The sequence below is a fragment of the Vibrio zhugei genome, from assembly GCF_003716875.1.
GTDB classification, from domain to species: domain Bacteria; phylum Pseudomonadota; class Gammaproteobacteria; order Enterobacterales; family Vibrionaceae; genus Vibrio; species Vibrio zhugei.
In genome coordinates, this window is record NZ_CP033078.1 from 333,852 (window position 1) to 357,487 (window position 23,636).

Sequence of the window (23,636 nt, forward strand, 5' to 3'; positions counted from 1 at the left end):
GTGTCCTTTGCCCCTCATCTTCGTCATAGGGGAGGGGCAAACGACAGATCTTATCTATATGTACCCGAATACAAAGGTATATTTGTAGTAAATTTAAGGAATCGCTATCTTCGCGTAAGCTAAGTGTTTGATAATGTGTAGCCTAATCACATTATCTTTAAAAATTAAGCACTTTCGAGTCTCCCGATTGTCCTTTATCGCCATACAGTAAAAAAGACATCAATGAACGCAATAGTCAATTAGCGAATCTGTAAGCGATTTAAGAGCTTCGGTGATATTTTACCATCGACTTCTAACAACTGATCTCGTTGAAATTGCTTTATTGCATCTCTTGTCCTATTACCCATCAGTCCGTCTACTGTACCCACATCATAACCACGTATTTTTAAGGCATTTTGCACGTCGAGCACATCGTACTTATTTGAGTTGACGCTGTTCGTTCTTGTATCTAATAATTTGAAATTTTTTAGTGCATTATATTCAATTTCATTCTTCAGTGAAAATACTTCTCGTTTGGCTCTATTTAATTGATCCTCATAGTATTTATAACTACCACATCGAGCATTATACTTTTCAACAAGTTCATTATACTTATCAATGACCCTATCATTAGAGCGATTAACATTTAATTCAGTTTGATAGGTATTTAATGTTATTTCTTCTCGTAAACACCACCTTAACTCTGAAACGCTAAGAACTCTATTTGAACCAGGCTCAGGCATTGAGAATGTGAGCTTGTTATTATTATTGATTGTGTTTTTATCGGTTCGAGGAACTGTTATTCTTTCAGGTGTTATGTTCTTATTTTTGCTCTCAGAATAGGAGCTATTATTATGATTTTCTTGAGATGATACGATTGCAACAATAATGATTATTAAAAGAGCTACCCATACCCAAGGGCTGAAGCCAGATTTTGAATTTGACTCTTCTTCAATAGTTTTTTCTGTTCTAGTTGAAGACTTTGGTGTTGCTTCTTCTTTAGAAATACTATTGTGTAACGCAGTCTCGTCTATAGGTTCTTGTGCTATTTCAGGCCCAGTCAGATCTAGTTTGGATACAAGACTAGATATACCATTAAAGCCCATAGGTTTCTTGTTATTCATATTGGTCTTCTCAATCTGACATTAGTGCATCACTTAATCTTGCACCAGGCTTTTTAAACTTCATTCTAATCATCGATTCAAGAATGTGAACATTATTTACACTTAAATAGGAAAGAGTGCAATTCATTTTTCTATCCCCAATTTTATTTATAATGAAATTGCCATTGTTACTGTATATTTCAATATCATTCCAACCTAAAAATTCTTGTTCATTTTTAGAAAATAAATTTGATTTCTCTAATTGAATACCATAATCATTAATAACGACACCTCCTATAGAAATGTTTTCATCGTTTCTTAGAGCTGCCATGAAACTAAATAGTAGATTAACTCCTGCTGTCTTCCATAAACGGTCAACAATATCCGAGAATGTGGATTGCTTGCGTATTGTTATTTCTTCCATATTTCTCTTGTTTCCAAATGAAATATGATACTCAGTACTAGAGCTTCTTGAAATTGCACCCCACCTAATATATTGAATGTCTGCGATTTTTATAACAGTACCTTTCCATTCAATTATCTCAGGGTTAATATAGAACCTATTCTTAAAAGCAAACCCAATATCAACTTGGTATGTTATTTCTTCCGAAAATTTCTTACTTGACTCTTCTGCTAATTCTCTATCATGTAATATATCATCAATATCGGATAAATCTTTTTCAGATCTCTCCTTAAACTCAAAGTCTTCTTCAAAAATTTCTTGCAAGACATGAGTCAACCTTTGTGTTAGTTTTACATAATCATATTCATTAAACAATTTTAAGCTTAGGTTGCGCACTTTGTAAGCAAGATTGTTGCTCATTTCATGTTTTAGACCTTGGCTCATGTATAATATTTGGATAGGCTGTGCAACAAGATCCCAGTTTCTCAATACTCTAACAAGCTCTTCAACATAAACTGATATAGAACCCTGTGGTGTACTACTTTTTAAAGAGTCATCTATGATAGATAATATAGTATCTATATTCTTTTCTTCTTCTTTTAAAAAATGTTGGGCTTTAAGTTCATAGTATCCAACGATCTCTTTTATTAGATTACTACAGTGTTTTTTGCCATTATTTGTTTCTAGCAAAGTAGCTTCCGTTACCACTTCAACAATATCATTCGATGATAGAGTGTCTAGTAAACCTATTAGTGAATCCTTATAATATTTTTTTCTAACTTCCAATTCTTGTTCTATATCTTCCAAAGACTCGACCATCAGAAAGTTAGAACGTTTACGTTCTTGATTAATCAATACTTGAGTTTCATCTGCATAAATAATTTCAGAAGTCTGACTTAACTCATGGAGTAGTTCAATAGCTATTTTTTTATCAATAGATGATTGTTTTTCTATAGAAGAAGCTAGTAAGTTTGCTTTAGATAATGGGTTTAGATTTGTAGACTTTAATATAAAATTAATATCAAAAATGTTGTTAACTAGATCTTTAATAATTGTGTCAGTAACACCTAGTAACCAAGATACCTCTATCCTTAACCTTCTTCTTGGAGATGTAAGTTCATTAAAATATTTGCTTCCCAAATCATCATTATTTATAAGAGAGTAATCTTCAGCTAAATCCACTAGAGTGGATTTATTGTCTCTAATTGATGCTTTTAGCAAGTTAAAAGGGTTATCGATTATATTCATTTTAAATAAAGCCTATTTTATTTTTCTTTTTGTTATCTAATCTTGGTAATTTCTCTATCGCCATCAAAAAACACTCGGCTGTTAATAAATTGTTTCTTCGCCTTGCTGCAATGCGTCCCGCTTCCTTAACAACAAACACAACATCTGATGGCTGACGACCATAAAGTCCGTTATATATATTCTCTGTACATTGCTCTAAGTCACAGGGAAAGTTCATCACTAAGTGATCAAATAGCTCTTCGATCTCACTTCTAGTAGGTGTTTTAACTTCTATGCAAAAATCAAAACGTCCTCTTCTGGTCACCGCTGAATCAAGCATGTCTAATTGATTGGTCATGCCAATAATTAAGACATTATTGGCAATAGCTTTAGGTATAAGTCGTAGGAATTCATTTACTTCTTCAACACGATGTAATCCAATATCACCATGACTTCTACTACTTACAAAGCTCTCCATCTCATCAATAACGATAACTGCTGGAGAATTATTTATTGCACCTTCAAATATCTCAGAAATTTTTCTACTCGTTTCATGAATGTAAGGGCTGCCTACAGTACTTGATTCGATATGATAGGAAGGTAACTTTAAATAATCAATTAGTTGCTCAACTGCATAAGTTTTTCCACAACCAGGAGGGCCATGAAGTATAAAAGGAGTAGGAAAATTAATACCTAAACTAGCGTAAAAACTTGGATTTTCAATAATATCTACCACATGTTCAATGAGAAAATGTTCAAGTTGATTCCTACCTACAAGACGGAACTCCTTGAGAGGTGGCTTCTCAATCTCAACAACAGAAATAGTCTCTTTTATAACACCAGAATCAAGTAATATTTCGTGTAGAAGCCTAAGATCATTGATACCACTTAAGCTTTTTATTCTATCTGTATTGGTAGCACTTAAACCGACGCCGCCTGTTAACCACTTTCCCAAGACCAATTCATCGGATTTAGGTGCTGTAGTATCAGTTCCAACAACTAGTAGGCGAGAGAATTTCTCTATGTAGATAGCATCAGATAGGTCAAGATCAGAAGCTAAATTTCTGGTGGCTCTAAAAGCATGAGCGAATGCTTTAGCTTCAGAGAAATCCTTGGGAACGTTACTATATTTTATATGACTTAGCTCATATCTAGGTTCTGATTCATGAAGATAAAAGATCTCTCCGCCTATATAGCAGGTTGTGAATACTTTCCGAGGCAAAATACCATTGTCAAAGTTATTGTTCACTAACTCCTCAGTTATGACTAGCACTCGAGAGTCATTGCTAGTCACAAAAATTTGCCACCCAATCCCTGATTGAATTTTTTTTGTAACTTTATGACCGCTAGGTAAATGATAGCCATTCGGCAAAAAGAGATCGTTCATTATCATCCCATCACAATATTTGCATTTGCCAAAATTTCGTTGTCCGATATCATACCAATCTGGATTTGACTTAGATGTAATATGATTTCTTTCACTCCATCGATATCATCATTTTCTAACCTATTGACTCCTTCGTTTACTAAACGGTCAAACATACTTCTGTCAGAGAAAAGATGTGCTGAAGTAGCCATAGACTTGAACTTCTCGACAACAAACCAGTCCTGATTCCAAAGAATCTGGAAGTTTTTACCTCGAATCTCTTCAACGATATTCTCAAAGTCACCATTACGACTTGATAGGGCATTTCTTGCGGAACTAAACAAACGGTTTATCAGGGAGCGGTCTGACTCTGAAGCAAGTTCATATAAATAGTCAGTATAAAAGCTTTCTAGGTCATCGACCTCAATTTGACGTATCTGAGCTAGATTCGCGTCACGAGTCTTGGACAATAGTTTTTTAGCTTCGTAAATCTGTTCCATCGCTTCTTGTGTGTCTTCAGCTTGCTGAGTGTTAGCATCAAGATTTGCTGCTACTACAGCTTTATTTTTTGCATTTTGTAGCATTTCACTATCAATAACCCCTTCAAGAGCTTCAATCCTTGCAAGTAATGATTCACCCTCGCTTTTAACAAGTTCAAGTGAAGAACTATAATCCACTTGACCTTCTTGACGAGAATAGAAGTTTTTCCCCGAATCAAATACACTTCCAATGCTCGGCACTGATACTTCCAATTTTATAGCGCCAGAGTCCAATATTTCATATTCACATTCAATATCCGCACCCGCTGGAATAACTCCTTGCTCAAAGTCTGTTCCCGAAATCTTTAAGACACCAATCGGTCGGTTGTCGCTAATTGGTTCTTTGATGTCTCCTTCCCAAAGTTTAATGTTAATACTTGATATTGCTCCTGCCCTTAGAGATTCTGCTGCTTTAAAATTAGCTCTACCCTTGACAGGTAAAGTGTCACCAGCTTTAACCAAGGGAACCAAGCCAGAACTACCACCGAGCTGATTAAGCGCCTCAATAGAAATCGTATGTGATGCAGGGATTGCTTCAACACTCGCGGCCGTTTTAGTTATTGTAATAACATCTTGTCCTATATCGACAGATTGACCTTGATTGTTAAAGACAAAAACTTTGAATGAATTCTCACCCATCTGATTTAATGGTAGATTTAGTGCTGCACCATGTTTTAGCTTGAGTAAACCAGATGTCCAACCTGTATTAATACAATCAACTTGAAACTCTAATTCATCTTGAGTGTGAGCATCTGAAAGTTGTACAAGCACTCGAGCTATATTCTTCGGTGTTCTCGCATGAAAATTAAATGAAAGATTGACGTTACCTTCTAGGGACAACTTGCCACGCGAGCTTTTTCTTGACCTATCTTGTGAATCCCAATCTATGGACTCTGCAAATATGCTCGCACCCTCAGCAACTGCTGTCATTGGGTTAATGCTATTGTCTCCCTCTATCCCCAACTCGAAACAAACCTTATCCCTGAGTGGTTTATAGTTAGTTGGACCACCGACAAACGCTACTTTATTGATATAGTCTGGTGTTAGGTGAGCTTGACTCAATGCTTCTCTTGCTGCGTCGATTGATGCATTAACTCGTTTATCAATAAGCTTGTTAAACATCTCCCTTGTAAGCTCAATATCAATATATATTTCTTCTCCTGACAAATCTTGAGTTCGAGCTTCTGTCTCTGTAAGGGAGATTATTGACTCCTCTCTTGAAGATAGCTCGATTTTTGCTCTCTCTACTGCATGATTTGCCATACGGATAAGCGTTTTATAATTAGGGTTAGTAACGAAATCATCAGGTAATTCAAAATTCTCTCGCAACCAAGGTCGAACAATATTGTCTAAAATTTCTCTATCGAAATCTCTTCCTCCACACATCGCGATCCCACCATGAGATAAGAGATTAACTTTTCCTGCATGACTTTCCGCAATTGCGATATCTAGTGTACCGCCACCTAAGTCGTAGATAAGAAAAACACCATCGGATGCATTGTTTTTCATAACACTCATCACTGCGGCAACAGGTTCTTGCATTAATGCAACGTTATTAAAGCCTGCAAGGGAAGCAGCTTCCATCGTTGCATCTTTTTGCATCTGATTAAATGCGGCTGGAACAGTAATTACTACACCAGTATCTTTGTTTTCTCTGATTTCTTCAGTCAAATAACCGAATAGTGTTTTTAGTACTTCTGATGAGCACTCAACGGGAGTTTTTGACTCACCAACAGCTTTAAACTGGAGTGTACTACTAGTCCCCATTAGTCGCTTGAACAGCACGGCTGCGTTGTCTGGACTTCGAGCCGCCTGCTCATAAGCCGATTGTCCGACTAGTTTTCTACCTCGCCTATCAATATATATTGCCGAGGGTGTAACGTCTGTTTGAATTGGGCTTTTCCAGACTCTTGTATTTACTCCATCAAAAGAAGATATCGCGCTGTTTGTCGTTCCTAAATCAATTCCTATAAAATGTTTCACTTTATACTTTCCTCAAAACAACTGTGCCTGGTTTTACGATCCCTTGTTCATTCATAATCAAAGGCTCGATCATTTGCTCAACGATTAGTTCGTCTTCTTCATCAAAGTCCTCGATATTTATTGCAGTTACAGCCATGCCAATGTCATAGGCTTGCCCTTCAAGATTCACTAATCGCAAATCTGCTTGATTCAAACTCTCGTTGAGTTTCTTTTGAAACCACTTGTATTGGTTTGCATACCGACCTTGTTCGTGCGGCTCCACCTTTTCAAGCATACGCTCAAAGACCTTACTGAAGCGCCATGATTCTATGGCTATGGAAGTTAATGATTCTTTTAATTCTGACATTTATTTATCACCTGTAAGTGCTGTCTGACGTGATTTAAGTGTATAAATAGGGTTAAAGCTTACTAGTTAGCATCAAGGCAAACTGACGCTCGTTCTCATCCTCGCTGATATTGAAGAACTAAAGATCACTCAATAGACTTTAGTTATACACGTAAGGACAGGGTAGTTGATGACTCTATAGTCAGTCATTACTTTAACAAAAACCACACATTACGCATAGCCTAGTTAAGACAAATCAGATTGTCCCGATTGCTGACAGTGCAGTAAATACTACCGAAAAATCTTGTAAGTGACATTGATGGTATTCACACAGAACTGAATGAAAATTCACTGTAATTTAGGGTAGAAGCTCCTTAGCATCACAGCTCAAAGTCTCCGCAATCTCATACAACTTCTCAATCGTGATATTGACTTCACCGCGCTCAATGCGTCCCACATAACTTCTATCTATCTCTGCGAGCAACGCGAGCTTATCTTGAGTTAACCCTTTGGATTTCCTCATCTTTGCAATGCGTTTGCCCACAAGTGCTGCAAGCTTCTTGTTCATGTTTTTTATTTATGAAATTAATTTGTTGAACAATTGCACAGTTGCGGCATATAACTCCACGGATTATAATCCTCAAAATCATCAATAAAGGCCGTTATTGAACACATGAAGGTAAAGATCAGAAAAGAGTTATTTCTCGCCATTTATTACAATGAACATTTCTCTGCTAATGACTTAACGTCGTTTCCAATAGACTGTGATGAGAAAGAATACTTATCAGATGAATACGTCGAAAAAAAATTGAAGGAAATGTCGCTTATCGGCGCAGTCCTTTCGTGTGGTTTCGATAAGCATGGTGATGAAGAATTTTCCAAAGGTTTTATGTTTAACCATATCGACTGGGAGGTCGTGGATTACGACAACTACAGTGAGGACACCAACTGCTTTTCTCTTAAAAAAGAAAGCCTTTTGACGATTTTGCAAGATAAACAGTCAGAGCTGTCAGAGTCCTATTCTCTTCATAAAAGGACATGGAAGCATTTCAATCGGTTGTGTACTCAACACTCAGAACTTCGGGTGTGTTTAGACGAATATATATCCGAGTATGACAATCGTAGATTGGATCTCAAAGCCGAAATGCAGGCAGTAGAAAACGCAATTACCTTCTACAAAAACACAGCCCAACTAGAAGAAAGTGAGAGCTAATTTGCATAATCCTATAGTTTACGCACATGCCACAAATAACAACATGCTCGTGGGGCAGTTTGTCCAACAGTCGAAGAGCTACTGGTCATTTTCGTATTCTGAACAATGGTTAGCATATGATTCTGCTTTCCCGATCTCGTTAAGCCTGCCGCTTGTAAAGGGAGAATGTCCATCATTTAATGCACTGAATTTTATGCATAACCTGCTTCCTGACTTGAAAGAAGAACGATTAAGCCTAGCTCACTCGGTCGGTGTGCAATCCAACGATGTATTGACCTTACTCTCAACAATTGGTCACGATTGCACGGGCGGTATTTCATATACTGAGAGTAGGGAGCCGCCAAAGATAGGGTGGAAATATCGAGAGATCTCGGCAAGTGAATTAAATGAACTTGTTACCCAGCGTAAGTCATTTCTTCCATTCTTTGGGGATTATCGACCTTGTATTTCGGGAACACAGCGAAAAACAACGCTAACTAGGTTGAACGGTAAATGGTATGTACCTCAAGAGAAATCTCTAAGTAGCCACATTATCAAATACCCAATGGATGTAATCGCGCAAAGCAACTCAGTACTAGATATGAGCGGCAGTGTTGAGAATGAATTCATCTGTACTCAAATAGCGAGGGAACTTGGTTTTAAAGTCCCCGATATGGACATAATAACCGTAGAATCAGGAGCTAAAGCCCTTGCAGTAAAACGGTTCGACCGATGTTTTGGTGATGGAGTTGTGACTCGTAGACACCAAGAAGATTTCTGCCAGATTTTGGGTGTACCTGAACATCAAAAATATCAATCGGAGAACAACCTAAGTGTCTCCAAAATTGTTGATGTTTTAAGTCTCTCTGCGCAAAGCAAGACGAACAATCATAACTTTTTTAAGTTCATGATTTTACAGTGCCTTCTTGGTGCTACAGACGGTCATCTCAAGAATTTTTCCGTGCATATTGATCCTGGCGGGCACTATCAACTAACACCTTTCTACGATTTGCTATCAGCTTACCCCGCTGTCGGTAATAGGGGCTTAAATAAGCGCAAGCTAAAACTAGCAATGGGACTGCAAGCATCACGAGGATACAAATACCATATCAGCAAGATTTGCTTACGGCATATAGAGCAGACAGCGAGTCAGTTTGGTATCAGCAATGCGAACTGCCATGAAATCGTCTATGCCTTTCTCGCTCAATTTAGTAGCGCACTGAGTTCTATAGACAAAAGATTCCCTGGACAGGAGTTTGCGTTGGTAAAGGATGCAATATTTCAACATGCCACTGAAGTCGTTGAAAAGTTAAACAGAACAATTAAGTAAACATCTGGTGTAACAATGGTTGCCCGTGTTGTAAACATACTCGTTAGCAGTGAGGGGAAATATGGCTGAAACCACGACCAATGGAAGTAACACGACTCTCGACTTGAAGCAGTCTTTCGCGCTGTTAAGTGTCGATAAAAGCGGTATCGTAACGATGAAATTTGGAGATGAAGTAACGTTTTTTATGAATGACAAATGTTCAGCAATCACGGCCGATTTATTAAAAGTGATTGCGTCAATAAAAAATGGGAGTATCCAGCAATGAAGCGCGAAAAAGAAAAGATCAGTGGACTAACAGAAACTTCGTGTGAGAACCACTTCTGTTGATTGCTCCTTCCCAAGAAATGAAAAAAGAATTAGATGTGATCGTCGGTGATTATTCAGTCGATTTAGATGGCGACTATTAGGAGTGAGGATTGTATGAAAGCAAAAATCGGCATTCTATCAGAAGAGCTTGCTCGTAAGCGCATGATTCGCATTGCAGAAGGAAAAGTGACGCCTGAAGAACCTTACCCAAAATTTTTGTTTGAGTCACTGGCTGCGCTTTCACAACTCTTGTCTAACGAAAATGTTGAACTGTTGAATTTGATTGCTCGCGAGAAGCCAAACAGTCTTGATGAACTTGCTGAAATGAGTGGGCGCAGTATCAAGGATGTTACTGATGCTTTCGAAGCTCTTTCATTTAAGGGCTTTGCTTATCTGGATGTTAGGGGAATGGAATCTCGACCAATAGCGTTGTTTACGAAGTTCGAGATCGTCATGGGCAACAATTTTACCCTTTGAAAAGTGTTTCAAGTACCGTGTAGTTCTTTCCGTTTTTGATGTAAATAAAACGAAGGTTTGTGTTACATCTCCTTTCTCATCATATTTTAATGAATATCCTTCCATTTTCCGTAACAAAACTCGTAAACTAAACTATGTAACATAAACGTATGGGAGTGTTTCATGATAATTGGATATGCGAGAGTAAGCACTACAGATCAAAACTGTGATTATCAGATTGATGAACTAACCAAATCTGGCTGTGAAAAAATCTTTATAGAAAAGGCTTCAGCTAAGACCAAAGATCGCCCTGAACTTACTAGATTACTAGACTCCCTTCGCCAGGATGACATAGTTGTAGTTTATAAACTCGATAGGCTTGGACGCAGTCTTAAAGATCTTATTACTTTGCTTGAGATGTTTAAGAGCAACGGAGTTCAGTTTAAATCATTGTCCGAAAACATTGATACAACAACATCTACAGGGAAGCTAGTGTTTAACGTGATTGGAGCTATAGCTGAGTTTGAGCGAGATATTATCGTGGAAAGAACCAAGGCTGGACTTAAAGCTGCAAGAGCGCGAGGCAGAAAAGGTGGCAGGAAGCAAAAACTCACAGATAAGCAAATTAAGCTCGCGAAATCGATGCTACAAGATCCCTCAGTACAAAAATCTGATGTGGCTAAGCACTTCAATATTTCTAGGCCAACGCTCAACAGATATCTAGATGCGGCACCAGATTTGGAACAAGAGAGTCTGTTTAAATAGCGTCTTTAATTTGAAATATCGGGATTTGGGAATTGGTGCAAATAGAATCTAGGAGAAGACCAGTTGAGCAAAGAGAAAGGACAAAGAAATAGAAATCTCTTCATTGCGTGGGTTGATGAAATGAAGGCCAAGAACCCTCCGAATTGGCTGGATTACTGGCATGGTGATACTTTAAGTCCCAAAAAGATAGCAGATGAGCTTGGTTTTGATTCGTCTGCATTCAAAGCATCTAGAAACAAAAAACTCTTCGAACTATTCGATGAGCTTAAGAAAGAGCTTGCAACAGAGGGGGTGTATCAAAAACGGAAAGAGAATCTGCCACTGGAAGAACAGAGCGCTGAAGTCAGGGGAGTGTTCCAGGACAATATGGACGAGGGTATAACAGATAGCATCAAGGTTCGTGACTTAAAGCGGTTCAATGCTCGGTTACAAGCTGAGAATGCAAAACTTACCGCCGAAGTCGCTAGGCTATCTGAATTTAAAGAAGTTCTCATTGAAATGGGGCTTTGGAAATGAGTAACGGTACTTTCTTGGTTCGGATTACCCAGATATATCAATATCATCCTGATAATGTTCAGTTAGGTGCTGTGTTTGTTAACCAAAACGCTGGAGCACACCGAATCGTATTGCTAACTACTCAAAACCAACTAAATATGAAGCCGCAAGTAGGGCAGCAATGGGAGATATTAAAAGAGAATAACTATAGTGTGCGACAACAGCCAGTTAGTGTGGGTGGTTATGTGGACGTGTGGCGTTTCATGCAACCCAAACTTAAGTGTGTGATGCCTGACAATGGTATTGGTTTCGTTAACTTTTTAAGCTCTGAGAAAGAGTTTGTCGGTATTGGCAGGGTGAAAGCACAATTACTCTGGGCTGAATTCCGTAGTGACATTTTCACCATGCTCGAATGCGAAAAAGATGAACCATATAAACATGATAAATCAATAAGTAACTTTCAAGCGATCAAGGATGTTTTGAGGAGTGATGGGACGGTAAATGCGCTTTATCAAGGTTTTAGAAAATATGCCAATCTCAAGTATGCGAGCCAGTTAGTTGAGTGGGAGGTAGAAGAACCTATTCAACGTCAACTTTTTAGATTGTCAGGTAAGGATGCAATTGGATTTTTGAAAACGAATCCGTACCGCTTGTTCTCTTTGGGTATGAGATTTAGCAAGGTTGACGAGATCGCACAAAAGCACTTCAAAGTTGAACCAAGTGATGAAATAAGGCTTGCAGCTATAATTGAACAATCTTTGCGTCTATGGAGTGACAAAGGGCATACGGTTGCACTTTGGCGTGATATAGAACATACGATTCGCACTTACTTAAATAACGACAAGTTACTTATTGAAAGGGCTAAACAGTTAACTGGCGACATCATCGGTTTTGTAAAACACGATGACAAATACTACGCTTCAGGCAACTATATTTTTGAAAAAACAATAGCCAAACGATTCAGCAAACTCAGCAAGATGGGAAGCCTTTGGCGAAGTGAACTAGAGGTTGCGTTCACTACTTCTATCCCTGAAGGTTGGAAACTTGAGGAAGCTCAAGTAAGAGCTGTAAGGACAGCATTAGTCAGCCATATTTTTGCTCTCACTGGAGGTGCTGGCACAGGTAAAACGACAACCACGAAGCTTATCGTTGATGCCTATCAAAAATTAGGTTTTAGTATTTATCCAGTAGCGCTTTCAGGAAAAGCAGCTAGACGCCTTCAGCAGTCTATTGGCATTAATTGTATGACGATAGCGCGATTATTACGTAAAGACAGTATTCCAGATAACAGTGTTTTACTGATTGACGAAGCGTCGATGCTAGACGCTTACACTATGTGGCGTTTGGTTACTTTGTTCTCCGACAAGTCAAGGATCGTACTCGTGGGAGATCCTAATCAGTTACCTCCGATCAATGCAGGGTTAATTTTGCATGATGTTATTAAGAGTGGGGTAATCAATCATGTCGAACTAGATGTGGTTAAGCGACAAGGCGCTATTAGTTCTATTCCTGCGTATTCGAATGACATACGCAATGGCAATAAGCCATCTTCTTTAACGACGTCTGATATTACGTTCCATGAATCAAGTGATGACCTGCTTCAGGACGCTGTGTCGGTGTATTTGAAATACGACAGGGCGATGATTGTAGCATCGACGAATGCCACCGTAAGAAATGCTAACCTCAAGTTACAAGCAGAGGTGAACCCTAATGGTCGGTTACTTGATCTAACAAATATGCCGATCACTAAAGGAAACTATGAGTTCAGAGAAGGCGATCCAATAGTTATAACCCTGACAAACTATAAATACGATGTTCAAAATGGCACTTTGGGCGTGATAACAAACGCTGAAGCAACCGAAGAGTATGCTTGTGTCATTGAGCTAGAGGATATTGGCGAGGATGGAAGCAAAAGATCTTTAAAGGTCGATTGGCAGCTATTCGAATACATAGAGCTGGCTTACGCACTAACGCTACATAAGTTGCAAGGCTCGCAAGCTGAGAATGTAATCGTGCTGCTGGAGCGAAGCTTGTTGCTTGATCGAAGTTGGATTTATACAGCCATAACACGAGCCGAAAGTAAGGTACATATCATTGGTAAGGAGTATGACTTTCAGTATGGGATAAACAAGCGCAGTGCTTTGGATACACGCAAAACAGCTTTGTCAGAAATGTTGAAAAATGCTTAAGTAGAGCTGAATTAAGTAAAAAATGCGGATGTTTTTACACGTTTAGCTCGTTAAAGGTTGATTTTTCAAATGGGGTCAGTATATCTATATTTTTGATTAATATAGAAATTTTAATTGTACTGACCCTGTTTTGATTTTATTTGTCTTAGTTAACCTTTTTAACGGATGGCCGATAAGTCCTAAAAAAGCTCGCATTATGCGTAATGCCGATCAGTTAAGACTAAAATGATCGGTTGAAGGATCCATCTAACGTGTCAAAATCCGAGTGTATTCATGCACTCGGATTTTTTTATGTTTTTAAGACAAGCACTTAACCAAGTACACAAATTTTCTGCTGAACAACTTTCGGGGTTATCTGACCTACTTTCCCCTGAACTCATTTCGCAATGTTTAGAAGATACCGGAATTACCACAGTTCGTAGACGAAGATTGCCTATGGAGATGATGGTATGGAGTGTCGTTGGGATGTCTTTATATCGTCACTTGTCTATGGAGAAAGTTGTGTCGAAACTGGATATCCTCCTTCCAGGTAAGAAGCCATTTGTTGCTCCAAGTGCCGTCATCCAAGCCAGACAACGGTTGGGCTCCGATGTCATGAAATCCGTTTTTACTCAAACACAGAAAATTTGGCATGATAAAACGCCTCATCCAGACTGGCATGGACTCACGCTTCATGCAGTCGACGGTGTCGTCTGGCGAACGCCAGATACGAAAGAAAACGGTGAGACATTCAGTCGGACTCGGAATCAAAAGTGCTCGTCCGAATATCCTCAAGTGCGCATGGTCTGCCACATGGAGCTGACTAGTCATCTTCTAAATAGCGCTTCGTTCGATTCCACATCAACAAGTGAAGTGGACCTAACAACGGAGCTCATAGAGCAATCACCAGATAATAGCCTGACTATCTTCGATAGAGGTTTTTATGCGCTAGGGCTTTTACACCGTTGGCAGACAACAGGGACAGAAAGACATTGGCTAATTCCCATGCGTAAAGGGGCGCAATACACGACACTTCGCCAATTAGGACGTGGTCAAGAGCTGGTTGAGTTAACGCTATCCCCACAAGCGAAGAAGAAGTGGCACGATGCACCAGAAACACTCGAGGCTCGATTAATCACCAAGACGATAAAGGGGAAGGAAGTTCGGTTATTAACCTCAATGACAGATCCCTTGCGTTACCCAGGGCAAGACATAGCCGAGCTATATAGCCATCGGTGGGAAATCGAACTTGGTTATCGAGAAATGAAGCAATATATGCTGCAAAACACCCTAACCCTAAGAAGTAAAAAGCCTGAGCTAGTAGAACAAGAATTATGGGCATGCTGCTGGCTTACAACTTACTTAGGTTCTTGATGTGCCAAATGGCTTACGATCAAAACAAGGTCATGCCTTACCAGATAGGGTTCAAACAAGCTTCGTTGTTCTTAATAGGGCAATTACAGCAACTGCCGTCAGTGGCACCGGGAAGGGTCCCGGAGGTGATGAATTACATCTTAGATATGGCTGAGAGTTTTACGCTGCCAGAAAGGAGAGAACGAAGCTATCCAAGAGCAGTAAAAAGAAGGCCCAGTCGCTATGCGACCAGGCCTTCTAAAAGATGTTAAATGCCTCTTAACTTACAAGCATTACGCATTATGCGAGCTTTTTTTATGGGATAAGCGTTATTGCTCCGTCTGGATAATTTTATTCACATTATGCATTGTTTAAATCTCCGCCATAAAGAGTGTGAATCACCGGAGCGATATCAAATTGCGTTAAATTTATGCTGTTATAATTGGCCAGCGCGCCCATTTTGGGTCGTTTGAAATGTTTTTAGTCATGAAAATATATTGAAATAATGAATTATTATATACTGACTAAATAGTTCATTTTAAACAGAGCACGATTGTGCATGGAAGAACGAAAAGGAATGCTATTTTCATGAGGTATACCCCTACACTCAAGTTAAGTACTCGCTTAGTGGCGTTTGTGACCGTTATCGTGATCAGTGCCATGTTTATCTTATTCGTCGGCGGAGCATTGTCTTTTCAGCGATTGGGTAAAGAATATGTTCACCATTACTTAGAGGGGGTGGTGAATGTTCTCGATAATGAAATGGATGATCCTGACGCAGTGTATTCGATGCAGCGCTGGATGCCAAAGATGCTGCAAGCGAGCAGTATTGTTGAGATGGAGCTATTATCGCCATCTGGGGTGATTTATCGATTTAAGGACACATCCAACCGTGTTCCGAAAGAACGTCTTTATTCAGAAATTCTTCCGCTTAAGGGGCATAAAGACTACCGAGTCAGCTTTAAGATTATTCCTCCGTACCACGGCTATAGTTATTCTTTTAGCGCAATGTTTTCCATTACTTTTGCCGTATTGCTGGTGGTGTTTTGTTTATTGCGCGGGGTTAAGTGGCTTAAAGAGCAACTAATGGGATCGGAATTACTCGAGGAACGCGGCCGAATGCTGTTAGCAGGACAAGTCGAAAAGTTTGCGAAGGGCGATGAAAGAGAGTGGCCTTATACCGCGAGTGAAGCGCTCGATAAGTTGATTGAAGAATTACAAGATGCTCGCCAAGAAAGAAGCCGGTTTGATACGTTTATTCGTAGCCAAACTTTCTTAGATCAACTGACAGGGGCTGCCAATCGAGTGTTGTTTGATAACAAACTTGAGGCGGCGCTACAAGAAAACGGAGCACACGGCGGTGTGATCATGTTGTCTATTCATGACCTTGATATTGCTCGAGAAGAGAATGACAGACAAGTTGTCGATAATGTGATCATTAATGTTGGTCAGTGTCTGTCAAACGTGATGGCCCGCTATCCTGACGTGATTTTATCCCGTTATTATGACGGTGTATTTGCCATTTTTCTTCCTCACCAATCCTCTAAAGATGTGGCTTACTCTGCCTCGCAATGCCTCAAGCTCTTAGAAAGATTGACGCCTCCTTCTCCGATTGATAAAGAAAACTGGTTTCACATTGGAGTCACAATGTACAACGAGGGAGAAAAACGCGGTCGTATTATCAATGAAGTAGAAACGGCGTTGAAAAATGCCCAGTTACAAGGCCTTAATTCGTGGAGTCGTTTTAAAAAGCTGGTTAAGCCCCATGATGAGCGAGGCAGTGTACGCTGGCGTTCATTATTGGATGAAGCACTCAAACCTGAAAACATCGTTTTGTATCAGCAACCTTGTTACTTGTTAGATAGTCGAGGAAACCTGACGCAGACTCATCGAGAAATCTTTGCCAGAATTCATGATCCCCAGCAAGGCATTATTAAAGCGTCACGATTTAGTGCTGCGATTGAGATGGTTGGTTATGAGGGATTCATGGATCGCTCTGTGATTGGACGCATGTTGCAATTTTTGAAAACATCGCCTAATCAGGATCATTTTTCGATTAATCTGAGTGTGTTACCTTTTTCTGATAAACGCTATGTACGTTGGTTTCGAGATGAGTTAATGCAGCAAACGTCAGCGTTGCGCTCGCGGTTGTCTTTTGATTTTTCTGAAGGGCATTTAGTTCAACATCTTGATTATATGCGCCCTATATTAAAAATGATTCACAGTCTCGGTTGTAAAATAGTGATTGGTCAAGCGGGCAGAACCATTGTAAGTACGCATTATTTAAAAGATGTGCCTGTGGACTTTTTAAAACTGCATCGGAGTTTGATGAAGAACATCGATCAACGTCATGAGCATCAATTATTCTTACGCAGCATGCTGGGTGTGTGCAGTGGCACAGGGATTCAGGTGATCGCGTTAGGGGTTGAAGCGCAAAATGAATGGAAGATGCTACAATCTTTAGGGGTTAATGGTGGGCAAGGCCGTCTATTTGATGAAGAAATTCCACTCATTCCCAGTCGCGTAAAGAAAATGAAACCGCAATCAAAAGTAAAACTTGGACGACGTAACCGGTGGCGGACGAAATAATGATATTGACGAAATTCAAGCAACAACTGCTTGCAAAGTATTCGCTCAAGCGAACGTGTATGTTGTGGTGCCCCTAGATGCGCTTAATTTAATCTACCATTATCTTACAGCGGAATTAATGTACTCATTAGCCACAAGCCAAGTAACCATAAACCAAGTAACCATAAACCGATAACAGTTCTTGGCGACAATGGAACATTTTTAACAAGATAGGTAATAACAAGTATGACAAAAAAAGGCGGTTTTACGCTGATTGAGTTAGTGATAGTCATGGTTATTTTAGGTATTTTAGCGATTACTGCTGCACCAAAATTCTTAAACTTGCAGGATGACGCCCGTGAGGCCGCAGCAGAAGGTTTCAAAAGTGCAATGAAAGGGGCGGCAGAAATCGTCTACAGTAAGGCGGCCACTGAGGGGCAAGAAGCCGCATCGTCAGCCACTATCACGATTGATGGCGAAGCGATCAATATCGTATTTGGTTATCCAGTTGCCACTTCATCAGCTTTAAGTAAATTGGTCTCTGGGCTAGGGACAGATTGGAACCTTGTTAAAGGTACTCGTGCGAAAGAAGTGGGTTACTCTTCCAGTCGTTCTCCGACAACCTCGGACTGTTACGTCTCGTATAATGAAGCGACCGATAAAGACAGTGAGCCCAATATTGTGTTGAAGAATTGTTATAATTAATTCTGTAAGCTTAGGCATGAATCATGATGCTCATCATGGGTTTTTACGGCCTTCCCGTGTTATTACGCGGGAAGGCTGTTTTCGTTATGGGCGTTTGCAATTCGCGGATGTCGGTGGGAACTCTGGTGATACTCTGGCTGTCCCAGTAGAGGCTCAATATTGGGACGAGCAACGATTTGTGACTAACACAGCCAATTCTGGCCCCCATTTGCGAGCGCCAATGAGGCGGACTCAACGGTATGCCGTCAGTCGGTTTGGTCTGACACCCGTGGTACCGTTCCACTTGATGAGCGTTCTCCAGTCGCCTTCACGCCGTCGCTGGTGGCGTCGGCGAGGGGCTTGAGGCCAATCGGGTGATGATTTACGCCGTGAGCAAGTGCGATTTTGGATGCGTATCACCAATAATAGCGTGCAATTAAATGAGACTGACGTAGCATGTGGGGCTGGGCATCTGAGTGAACCGTGGCTACAATTTAATTGGCGAGGGCTTGGCGATGAAGATCCATCGACACAGGTCACCTTCGGCGTATATCACGGTCACGATAGAATGATTGACCGTGGAGAGCCCAGAATAAATAACTAAGTTTCGCCTTTTTACTGGCTGAGGTTAGGAATTTGTTAGAAATTACTTATTTCGCTCTATGTTTATGCATCAATAACTTGCTGTGATCGCGACGCATTGGTACATTTAGAGCAATTTTTATCTTATTAATTCTTGCAGGACGAGCGAAGAATATGTTCAAAAAACTTCGTGGCATGTTTTCAAATGACCTATCGATTGATTTAGGCACTGCCAACACGCTAATTTATGTAAAGGGACAAGGCATTGTTCTTGATGAACCATCTGTAGTTGCAATTCGCCAAGATAAAGGGCGCGGTGGAAAGACAGTCGCTGCCGTTGGTCACGCAGCGAAGCAAATGTTAGGGCGTACGCCTGGTAACATCTCTGCTATCCGACCGATGAAAGATGGTGTGATCGCTGATTTCTATGTGACGGAAAAAATGTTACAGCATTTTATCCGTCAGGTGCATGATAACAGCGTCTTGAAACCAAGCCCGCGTGTATTGGTGTGTGTGCCTTGTGGTTCCACTCAAGTTGAGCGTCGTGCGATTCGTGAATCGGCTTTGGGCGCAGGAGCGCGTGAAGTGTACTTGATTGATGAGCCGATGGCGGCCGCTATCGGTGCCGGTTTACGTGTGTCAGAGCCAACAGGTTCGATGGTGGTGGATATCGGTGGTGGTACAACAGAAGTTGCTGTCATCTCGCTTAATGGTGTGGTGTATTCGTCATCGGTTCGTATTGGTGGTGACCGTTTTGATGAAGCGATCATTAATTATGTCCGTCGTAATTACGGCAGCTTGATTGGTGAAGCAACAGCAGAAAAAATTAAGCACGAAATCGGTTCAGCGTATCCAGGCGATGAAGTGTTGGAAATTGAAGTACGCGGACGTAACCTTGCTGAAGGTGTACCTCGTAGCTTTACCCTGAACTCGAATGAAATTTTAGAAGCGCTACAAGAACCGTTAACCGGGATTGTCTCTGCTGTTATGGTCGCACTTGAGCAGTGCCCACCTGAGCTTGCCTCTGATATCTCAGAGAACGGTATGGTACTGACGGGCGGCGGCGCATTGCTAAAAGATTTAGATCGCTTACTCACAGAAGAAACAGGAATTCCAGTGGTCATCGCAGAAGATCCATTGACTTGTGTGGCGAGAGGCGGTGGTAAAGCACTAGAAATGATCGACATGCATGGTGGCGACCTCTTTAGCGAAGAGTAATTTATAGGTCAGGCTTTGTGCCACAACAAAGCCTGTCAACAACTCTGGGATTAATAAGATGAAGCCAATATTTGGTCGAGGACCATCTCTTCCGCTACGTCTGTTCTTCGCTGTCATGATATCAGCCAGCCTTATGCTGGCTGATAGCCGTTTAGATGCTTTCTCGCATGTGCGTTTTTTGTTGAACAGTTTAGTTGCGCCTATCCAGTATGCCGCCGACTTACCACGAACAATGTTTGATGGTTTTTACGAGCGGTTGAGTACGCATCAACATTTATTAGATTCAAATAATCAACTGAAACAAGAAGTTCTCACACTGAAAAGTGACTTGTTGTTATTGAATCAATATAAAGAAGAAAATAAACGTCTGCGTAAGCTGCTAGGATCGTCGTTCGTTCGAGATGAAAAGAAAAAAGTAGCCGAAGTAATGGCAGTGGATACCTCTCATTACCGTCATCAAGTGGTGATCAATAAAGGTCGTACTGATGGCGTCTATGAGGGACAGCCGGTGATTAATGAAAAGGGAATTGTTGGGCAAATCACATTTGTTGCGGCCCACAACAGTCGTGTGTTGTTGCTGGTCGATCCTAACAATGCCATTCCCGTACAAAATTTACGCAACGATATCCGAGTTATTGCTTCTGGCAATGGTCAAAGTGATGAAATGCAGTTGGAGCATATTCCAACCAGTACCGATTTACGGGTCGGTGATATGCTTGTTACCTCTGGTCTGGGGGGCGTGTATCCAGAAGGATACCCTGTTGCTTATATTACCAACGTTGATAAAGATACTCGACGTGAGTTTGCGTCCATTAAAGCCAAACCGGTGGTGAATTTTGAACGCTTGCGCTATTTATTGTTGATATGGCCGCATAATGACGCGCAGAAGCAGGCGCTAAAATTGGATATCAAGCAGATGCAAAATGAGGATAAGCGTGACACTCACAAGTAACTGGAAAGGTCGTTTTGTTATCTGGGGGACCTTCATTGCCGCCTTGATTTTGCAAACGATCCCTTGGCCTGGAATACTCGATCTATTGCGACCGTCATGGCTGCTGTTGGTCATTTGTTATTGGGTGCTTGCATTGCCACATCGTGTCAATGTGGGGACGGCATTAGTCATGGGTCTGCTTTGGGATTTGCTTCTCGGTTCCACCTTAGGGATCCGCGGCATGATGCTCTCTTTGGTGATCTATTTTGTTGCGATGAATTTTTTAGTGTTACGCAACATGGCGTTATGGCAACAGGCCGTCGTCATCGGTTTTTTATCGATGGCGCTCGAAGTCATGATTTTTTTAGGCGAATATCTCACGCAAGATGTCATTTTTAATACCATGTCACTATGGAGCGGAGCCATTAACTGTGTGTTGTGGCCGTGGATGTTTCTCTTATTAAGACGTGTTAGGCGTCATTGGCATTTAAAATGAGTCATTATCACTTAGTTCTCGCATCGGCCTCACCGCGTCGTAAGGCGCTGCTGACACAACTGGGTTATACCTTTGATATTATTGTCAGTAATGTGGAGGAAAAGCGATGCGAATCAGAAACGCCCTATCAGTATGTGGAAAGACTGTCGCTTGATAAAGCACGGGCAGGGCTAGAGCAGTCTGCTGATAATGCCCTAGTGATTGGTTCCGATACGATTATCGCTTTTAATGAGACGGTCTTAGAAAAGCCGCAAGACTTCGCTGATGCGCAAAGGATGCTGCGCATGTTATCAGGGCAAGTTCATCAAGTCATGACAGCGGTAACGGTCATGTCCGCTCAACAACATTATTCTCAGGTCATCGTGACAGATGTTTGGTTTAGTTCCCTGTCAGACACTGACATTCTGGCGTACTGGCAGACAGGGGAACCTTGTGATAAAGCGGGTTCCTATGCCATTCAAGGCCTTGGTGGGCGGTTTGTTACCCGTATTGAAGGCAGTTATTACGCCGTGGTTGGATTGCCGCTTTACGAAACGGATCAGCTCATCAAAAAATTTATTCCATAACATTGTTCTTTAACGGTCTGGTTATTTGGCCGTTATCAAGAAAAATGGATCTTATTACGGCTCCTATCGCGAAGCATTCTATTGTGTAATCAGAGCGCGGTTGAGTCACTTATCGAAACTAGGATTTTATCATGTGTGCAGAGTTGCTGTTAAATGTAACGCCAAGTGAAACGCGTGTTGCAATGATTGAAGGCGGTGTCCTGCAAGAAATCCACGTCGAGCGAGAAGCAAAGCGTGGAATTGTGGGCAACATTTATAAAGGTCGAGTCAGTCGGGTACTTCCCGGAATGCAAGCCGCATTTGTTGACATTGGCCTCGATAAAGCGGCCTTTTTGCACGCTTCCGATATTGTCCCTCACACTGAATGTGTGTCTGAAAATGAAAAACAGCAGTTCCAAGTACGCAATATTTCTGAATTAGTCCGACAAGGGCAAGATTTGGTCGTGCAAGTGGTGAAAGATCCGTTAGGGACGAAAGGTGCTCGTTTAACCACGGATATTACATTACCGTCACGGTATTTGGTCTACATGCCCGGAGCCAAACATGTCGGCGTCTCGCAACGTATCGAAAGTGAAAAACAGCGACAACGTTTAAAAAACGTGGTGGAAGACTATTGCGATGAGCATGGTGGTTTCATTATCCGCACCGCGGCGGAAGCTGCCAGTGAGAAAGAGTTAGCTCAAGATGCGGCGTTTTTGAAGCGTTTATGGTCTAAAGTTATGGAGCGACGCGCTAAATACAAAACGCGTTCTACCTTGTATGGAGAGCCGGGGCTATCACAACGCTTGTTACGTGATTTTGTTGCAACCGATATTACGAAAGTGTTGGTCGATTCTCGTCAAGAATTTGAAAATCTAAAAGAATTTACTTCTGAATTTGTACCTGAGCTGCATGACAAGCTTGAGTTATACGAGGGTGATAAGCCATTGTTTGACATGTACGATACAGAAAATGAAATTCAACGTTCTCTGGAACGCAAAGTTGAGCTGAAATCGGGTGGGTATCTGATTATCGACCAGACCGAAGCCATGACAACGGTTGATATTAATACTGGTGCTTTTGTCGGACGTCGTAACTTAGAAGAGACCATTTTTAATACCAATGTTGAAGCTACACAGGCCATTGCGAGACAACTGCGTTTACGCAACCTTGGCGGTATTATCATTATTGATTTTATTGATATGACCTCTAACGAGCATCGTAAGCGAGTACTTACATCGCTTGAAGCTGCGCTGAGCCAAGATCGAGTAAAAACCAACATTAATGGCTTTACTCATTTAGGTTTGGTTGAAATGACACGTAAAAGAACGCGCGAAAGTATCGAACATATTCTTTGTTCTTCTTGTCCAACCTGTAAAGGGCGCGGTAGTGTGAAAACGGTTGAAACGGTCTGTTTTGAAGTGCTACGAGAAATTACTCGTGTTAACCGCGCTTATGATGCTGATAAATTTGTTGTTTATGCGTCTCCTGCGGTCGCGGATACCTTGCAAGGTGATGAATCGCATTCGTTGGCTGAACTCGAAGTATTCATCGGTAAAGAAGTGCGCATAAAAGCTGAGCCTCTCTACATCCAAGAACAGTTTGATGTAGTGATGATGTGA

22 protein-coding genes and 1 pseudogene are annotated in these 23,636 nt (G+C 41.0%); 17 read left to right on the plus strand and 6 right to left on the minus strand.

Annotated elements, in window-relative coordinates:
• Positions 1 to 239: 239 nt before the first annotated feature.
• From EAE30_RS18865 to EAE30_RS06700, 6 genes are all read right to left on the minus strand, one after another.
• Positions 240 to 1,103 (minus strand): peptidoglycan-binding domain-containing protein, encoded by an 864-nt coding sequence (locus tag EAE30_RS18865; protein WP_199287078.1) that lies wholly within the window; start codon positions 1,101 to 1,103, stop codon positions 240 to 242.
• Between the two features lie 10 nt (positions 1,104 to 1,113).
• Positions 1,114 to 2,733 (minus strand): hypothetical protein, encoded by a 1,620-nt coding sequence (locus EAE30_RS19025; RefSeq protein ID WP_241967723.1) that lies wholly within the window; start codon positions 2,731 to 2,733, stop codon positions 1,114 to 1,116.
• A 1-nt stretch (position 2,734) separates the two neighbouring features.
• On the minus strand, positions 2,735 to 4,099 hold the full coding sequence (locus EAE30_RS06685; RefSeq protein ID WP_123017284.1) for an AAA family ATPase: 1,365 nt from the start codon (positions 4,097 to 4,099) through the stop codon (positions 2,735 to 2,737).
• A gap of 2 nt (positions 4,100 to 4,101) precedes the next feature.
• Positions 4,102 to 6,600 (minus strand): Hsp70 family protein, encoded by a 2,499-nt coding sequence (locus tag EAE30_RS06690; RefSeq protein ID WP_078558793.1) that lies wholly within the window; start codon positions 6,598 to 6,600, stop codon positions 4,102 to 4,104.
• 1 nt (position 6,601) lies between these two features.
• Entirely contained in the window at positions 6,602 to 6,946 is a 345-nt protein-coding gene (locus EAE30_RS06695; protein WP_078558794.1) for a hypothetical protein, read from the minus strand.
• 337 nt (positions 6,947 to 7,283) lie between these two features.
• A complete protein-coding gene (locus EAE30_RS06700) occupies positions 7,284 to 7,493 on the minus strand; it encodes a helix-turn-helix domain-containing protein (RefSeq protein WP_123015251.1) in 210 nt (69 codons plus the stop codon).
• Between the two features lie 105 nt (positions 7,494 to 7,598).
• Between EAE30_RS06700 and EAE30_RS06705 the strand changes: the two genes are divergently transcribed.
• The 17 genes and pseudogenes from EAE30_RS06705 (at position 7,599) to rng (ending at position 23,636) form a co-directional block, all read left to right on the plus strand.
• Positions 7,599 to 8,138: a hypothetical protein gene (locus EAE30_RS06705; protein ID WP_123015252.1), complete on the plus strand. Its 540-nt coding sequence runs from the start codon at positions 7,599 to 7,601 to the stop codon at positions 8,136 to 8,138.
• 1 nt (position 8,139) lies between these two features.
• Complete coding sequence (locus tag EAE30_RS06710; RefSeq protein WP_241967725.1) at positions 8,140 to 9,447, plus strand: HipA domain-containing protein; 1,308 nt, start codon at positions 8,140 to 8,142, stop codon at positions 9,445 to 9,447.
• A 61-nt stretch (positions 9,448 to 9,508) separates the two neighbouring features.
• On the plus strand, positions 9,509 to 9,712 hold the full coding sequence (locus tag EAE30_RS06715; RefSeq protein ID WP_000852434.1) for a hypothetical protein: 204 nt from the start codon (positions 9,509 to 9,511) through the stop codon (positions 9,710 to 9,712).
• 155 nt (positions 9,713 to 9,867) lie between these two features.
• The gene (locus EAE30_RS06720) at positions 9,868 to 10,230 is read left to right on the plus strand and encodes an HVO_A0114 family putative DNA-binding protein (RefSeq protein ID WP_123015254.1); all 363 of its coding nucleotides are present in this window, start codon (positions 9,868 to 9,870) and stop codon (positions 10,228 to 10,230) included.
• Between the two features lie 162 nt (positions 10,231 to 10,392).
• On the plus strand, positions 10,393 to 10,974 hold the full coding sequence (locus EAE30_RS06725) for a recombinase family protein (protein ID WP_029854399.1): 582 nt from the start codon (positions 10,393 to 10,395) through the stop codon (positions 10,972 to 10,974).
• Positions 10,975 to 11,037: 63 nt separating this feature from the next.
• The gene (locus tag EAE30_RS06730) at positions 11,038 to 11,490 is read left to right on the plus strand and encodes a hypothetical protein (RefSeq protein WP_029854401.1); all 453 of its coding nucleotides are present in this window, start codon (positions 11,038 to 11,040) and stop codon (positions 11,488 to 11,490) included.
• Positions 11,487 to 13,658 carry an ATP-dependent DNA helicase gene (locus EAE30_RS06735; RefSeq protein WP_123015255.1) on the plus strand — a complete coding sequence of 724 codons (2,172 nt, stop codon included), beginning with the start codon at positions 11,487 to 11,489 and terminating at the stop codon, positions 13,656 to 13,658. Before EAE30_RS06730 ends, EAE30_RS06735 begins: the two co-directional genes overlap by 4 nt.
• Before the next feature lie 291 nt (positions 13,659 to 13,949).
• Positions 13,950 to 15,262: pseudogene (locus EAE30_RS06740) on the plus strand (IS4 family transposase).
• A 316-nt stretch (positions 15,263 to 15,578) separates the two neighbouring features.
• Positions 15,579 to 17,579, plus strand: a complete 2,001-nt coding sequence (gene csrD, locus EAE30_RS06745) for an RNase E specificity factor CsrD (protein WP_123015256.1) — start codon at positions 15,579 to 15,581, stop codon at positions 17,577 to 17,579.
• Between the two features lie 225 nt (positions 17,580 to 17,804).
• Positions 17,805 to 18,263, plus strand: a complete 459-nt coding sequence (locus EAE30_RS06750) for a type II secretion system protein (protein WP_123015257.1) — start codon at positions 17,805 to 17,807, stop codon at positions 18,261 to 18,263.
• Between the two features lie 16 nt (positions 18,264 to 18,279).
• The gene (locus EAE30_RS19230) at positions 18,280 to 18,606 is read left to right on the plus strand and encodes a DUF6701 domain-containing protein (protein ID WP_390258037.1); all 327 of its coding nucleotides are present in this window, start codon (positions 18,280 to 18,282) and stop codon (positions 18,604 to 18,606) included.
• A 33-nt stretch (positions 18,607 to 18,639) separates the two neighbouring features.
• Positions 18,640 to 18,846 (plus strand): DUF6701 domain-containing protein, encoded by a 207-nt coding sequence (locus tag EAE30_RS19235; protein WP_390258035.1) that lies wholly within the window; start codon positions 18,640 to 18,642, stop codon positions 18,844 to 18,846.
• Between the two features lie 152 nt (positions 18,847 to 18,998).
• Positions 18,999 to 20,042, plus strand: coding sequence for a rod shape-determining protein (locus tag EAE30_RS06755; protein ID WP_123015258.1), 1,044 nt, complete (start codon positions 18,999 to 19,001; stop codon positions 20,040 to 20,042).
• Positions 20,043 to 20,100: 58 nt separating this feature from the next.
• On the plus strand, positions 20,101 to 20,994 hold the full coding sequence (mreC, locus tag EAE30_RS06760; RefSeq protein ID WP_123015259.1) for a rod shape-determining protein MreC: 894 nt from the start codon (positions 20,101 to 20,103) through the stop codon (positions 20,992 to 20,994).
• Complete coding sequence (gene mreD, locus EAE30_RS06765) at positions 20,978 to 21,469, plus strand: rod shape-determining protein MreD (protein ID WP_241967727.1); 492 nt, start codon at positions 20,978 to 20,980, stop codon at positions 21,467 to 21,469. The genes mreC and mreD overlap by 17 nt, the downstream gene beginning before the upstream one ends.
• Entirely contained in the window at positions 21,466 to 22,035 is a 570-nt protein-coding gene (locus tag EAE30_RS06770) for a Maf family protein (RefSeq protein WP_123015261.1), read from the plus strand. Before mreD ends, EAE30_RS06770 begins: the two co-directional genes overlap by 4 nt.
• Positions 22,036 to 22,166: 131 nt before the next feature.
• Positions 22,167 to 23,636 carry a ribonuclease G gene (rng, locus tag EAE30_RS06775; protein ID WP_123015262.1) on the plus strand — a complete coding sequence of 490 codons (1,470 nt, stop codon included), beginning with the start codon at positions 22,167 to 22,169 and terminating at the stop codon, positions 23,634 to 23,636.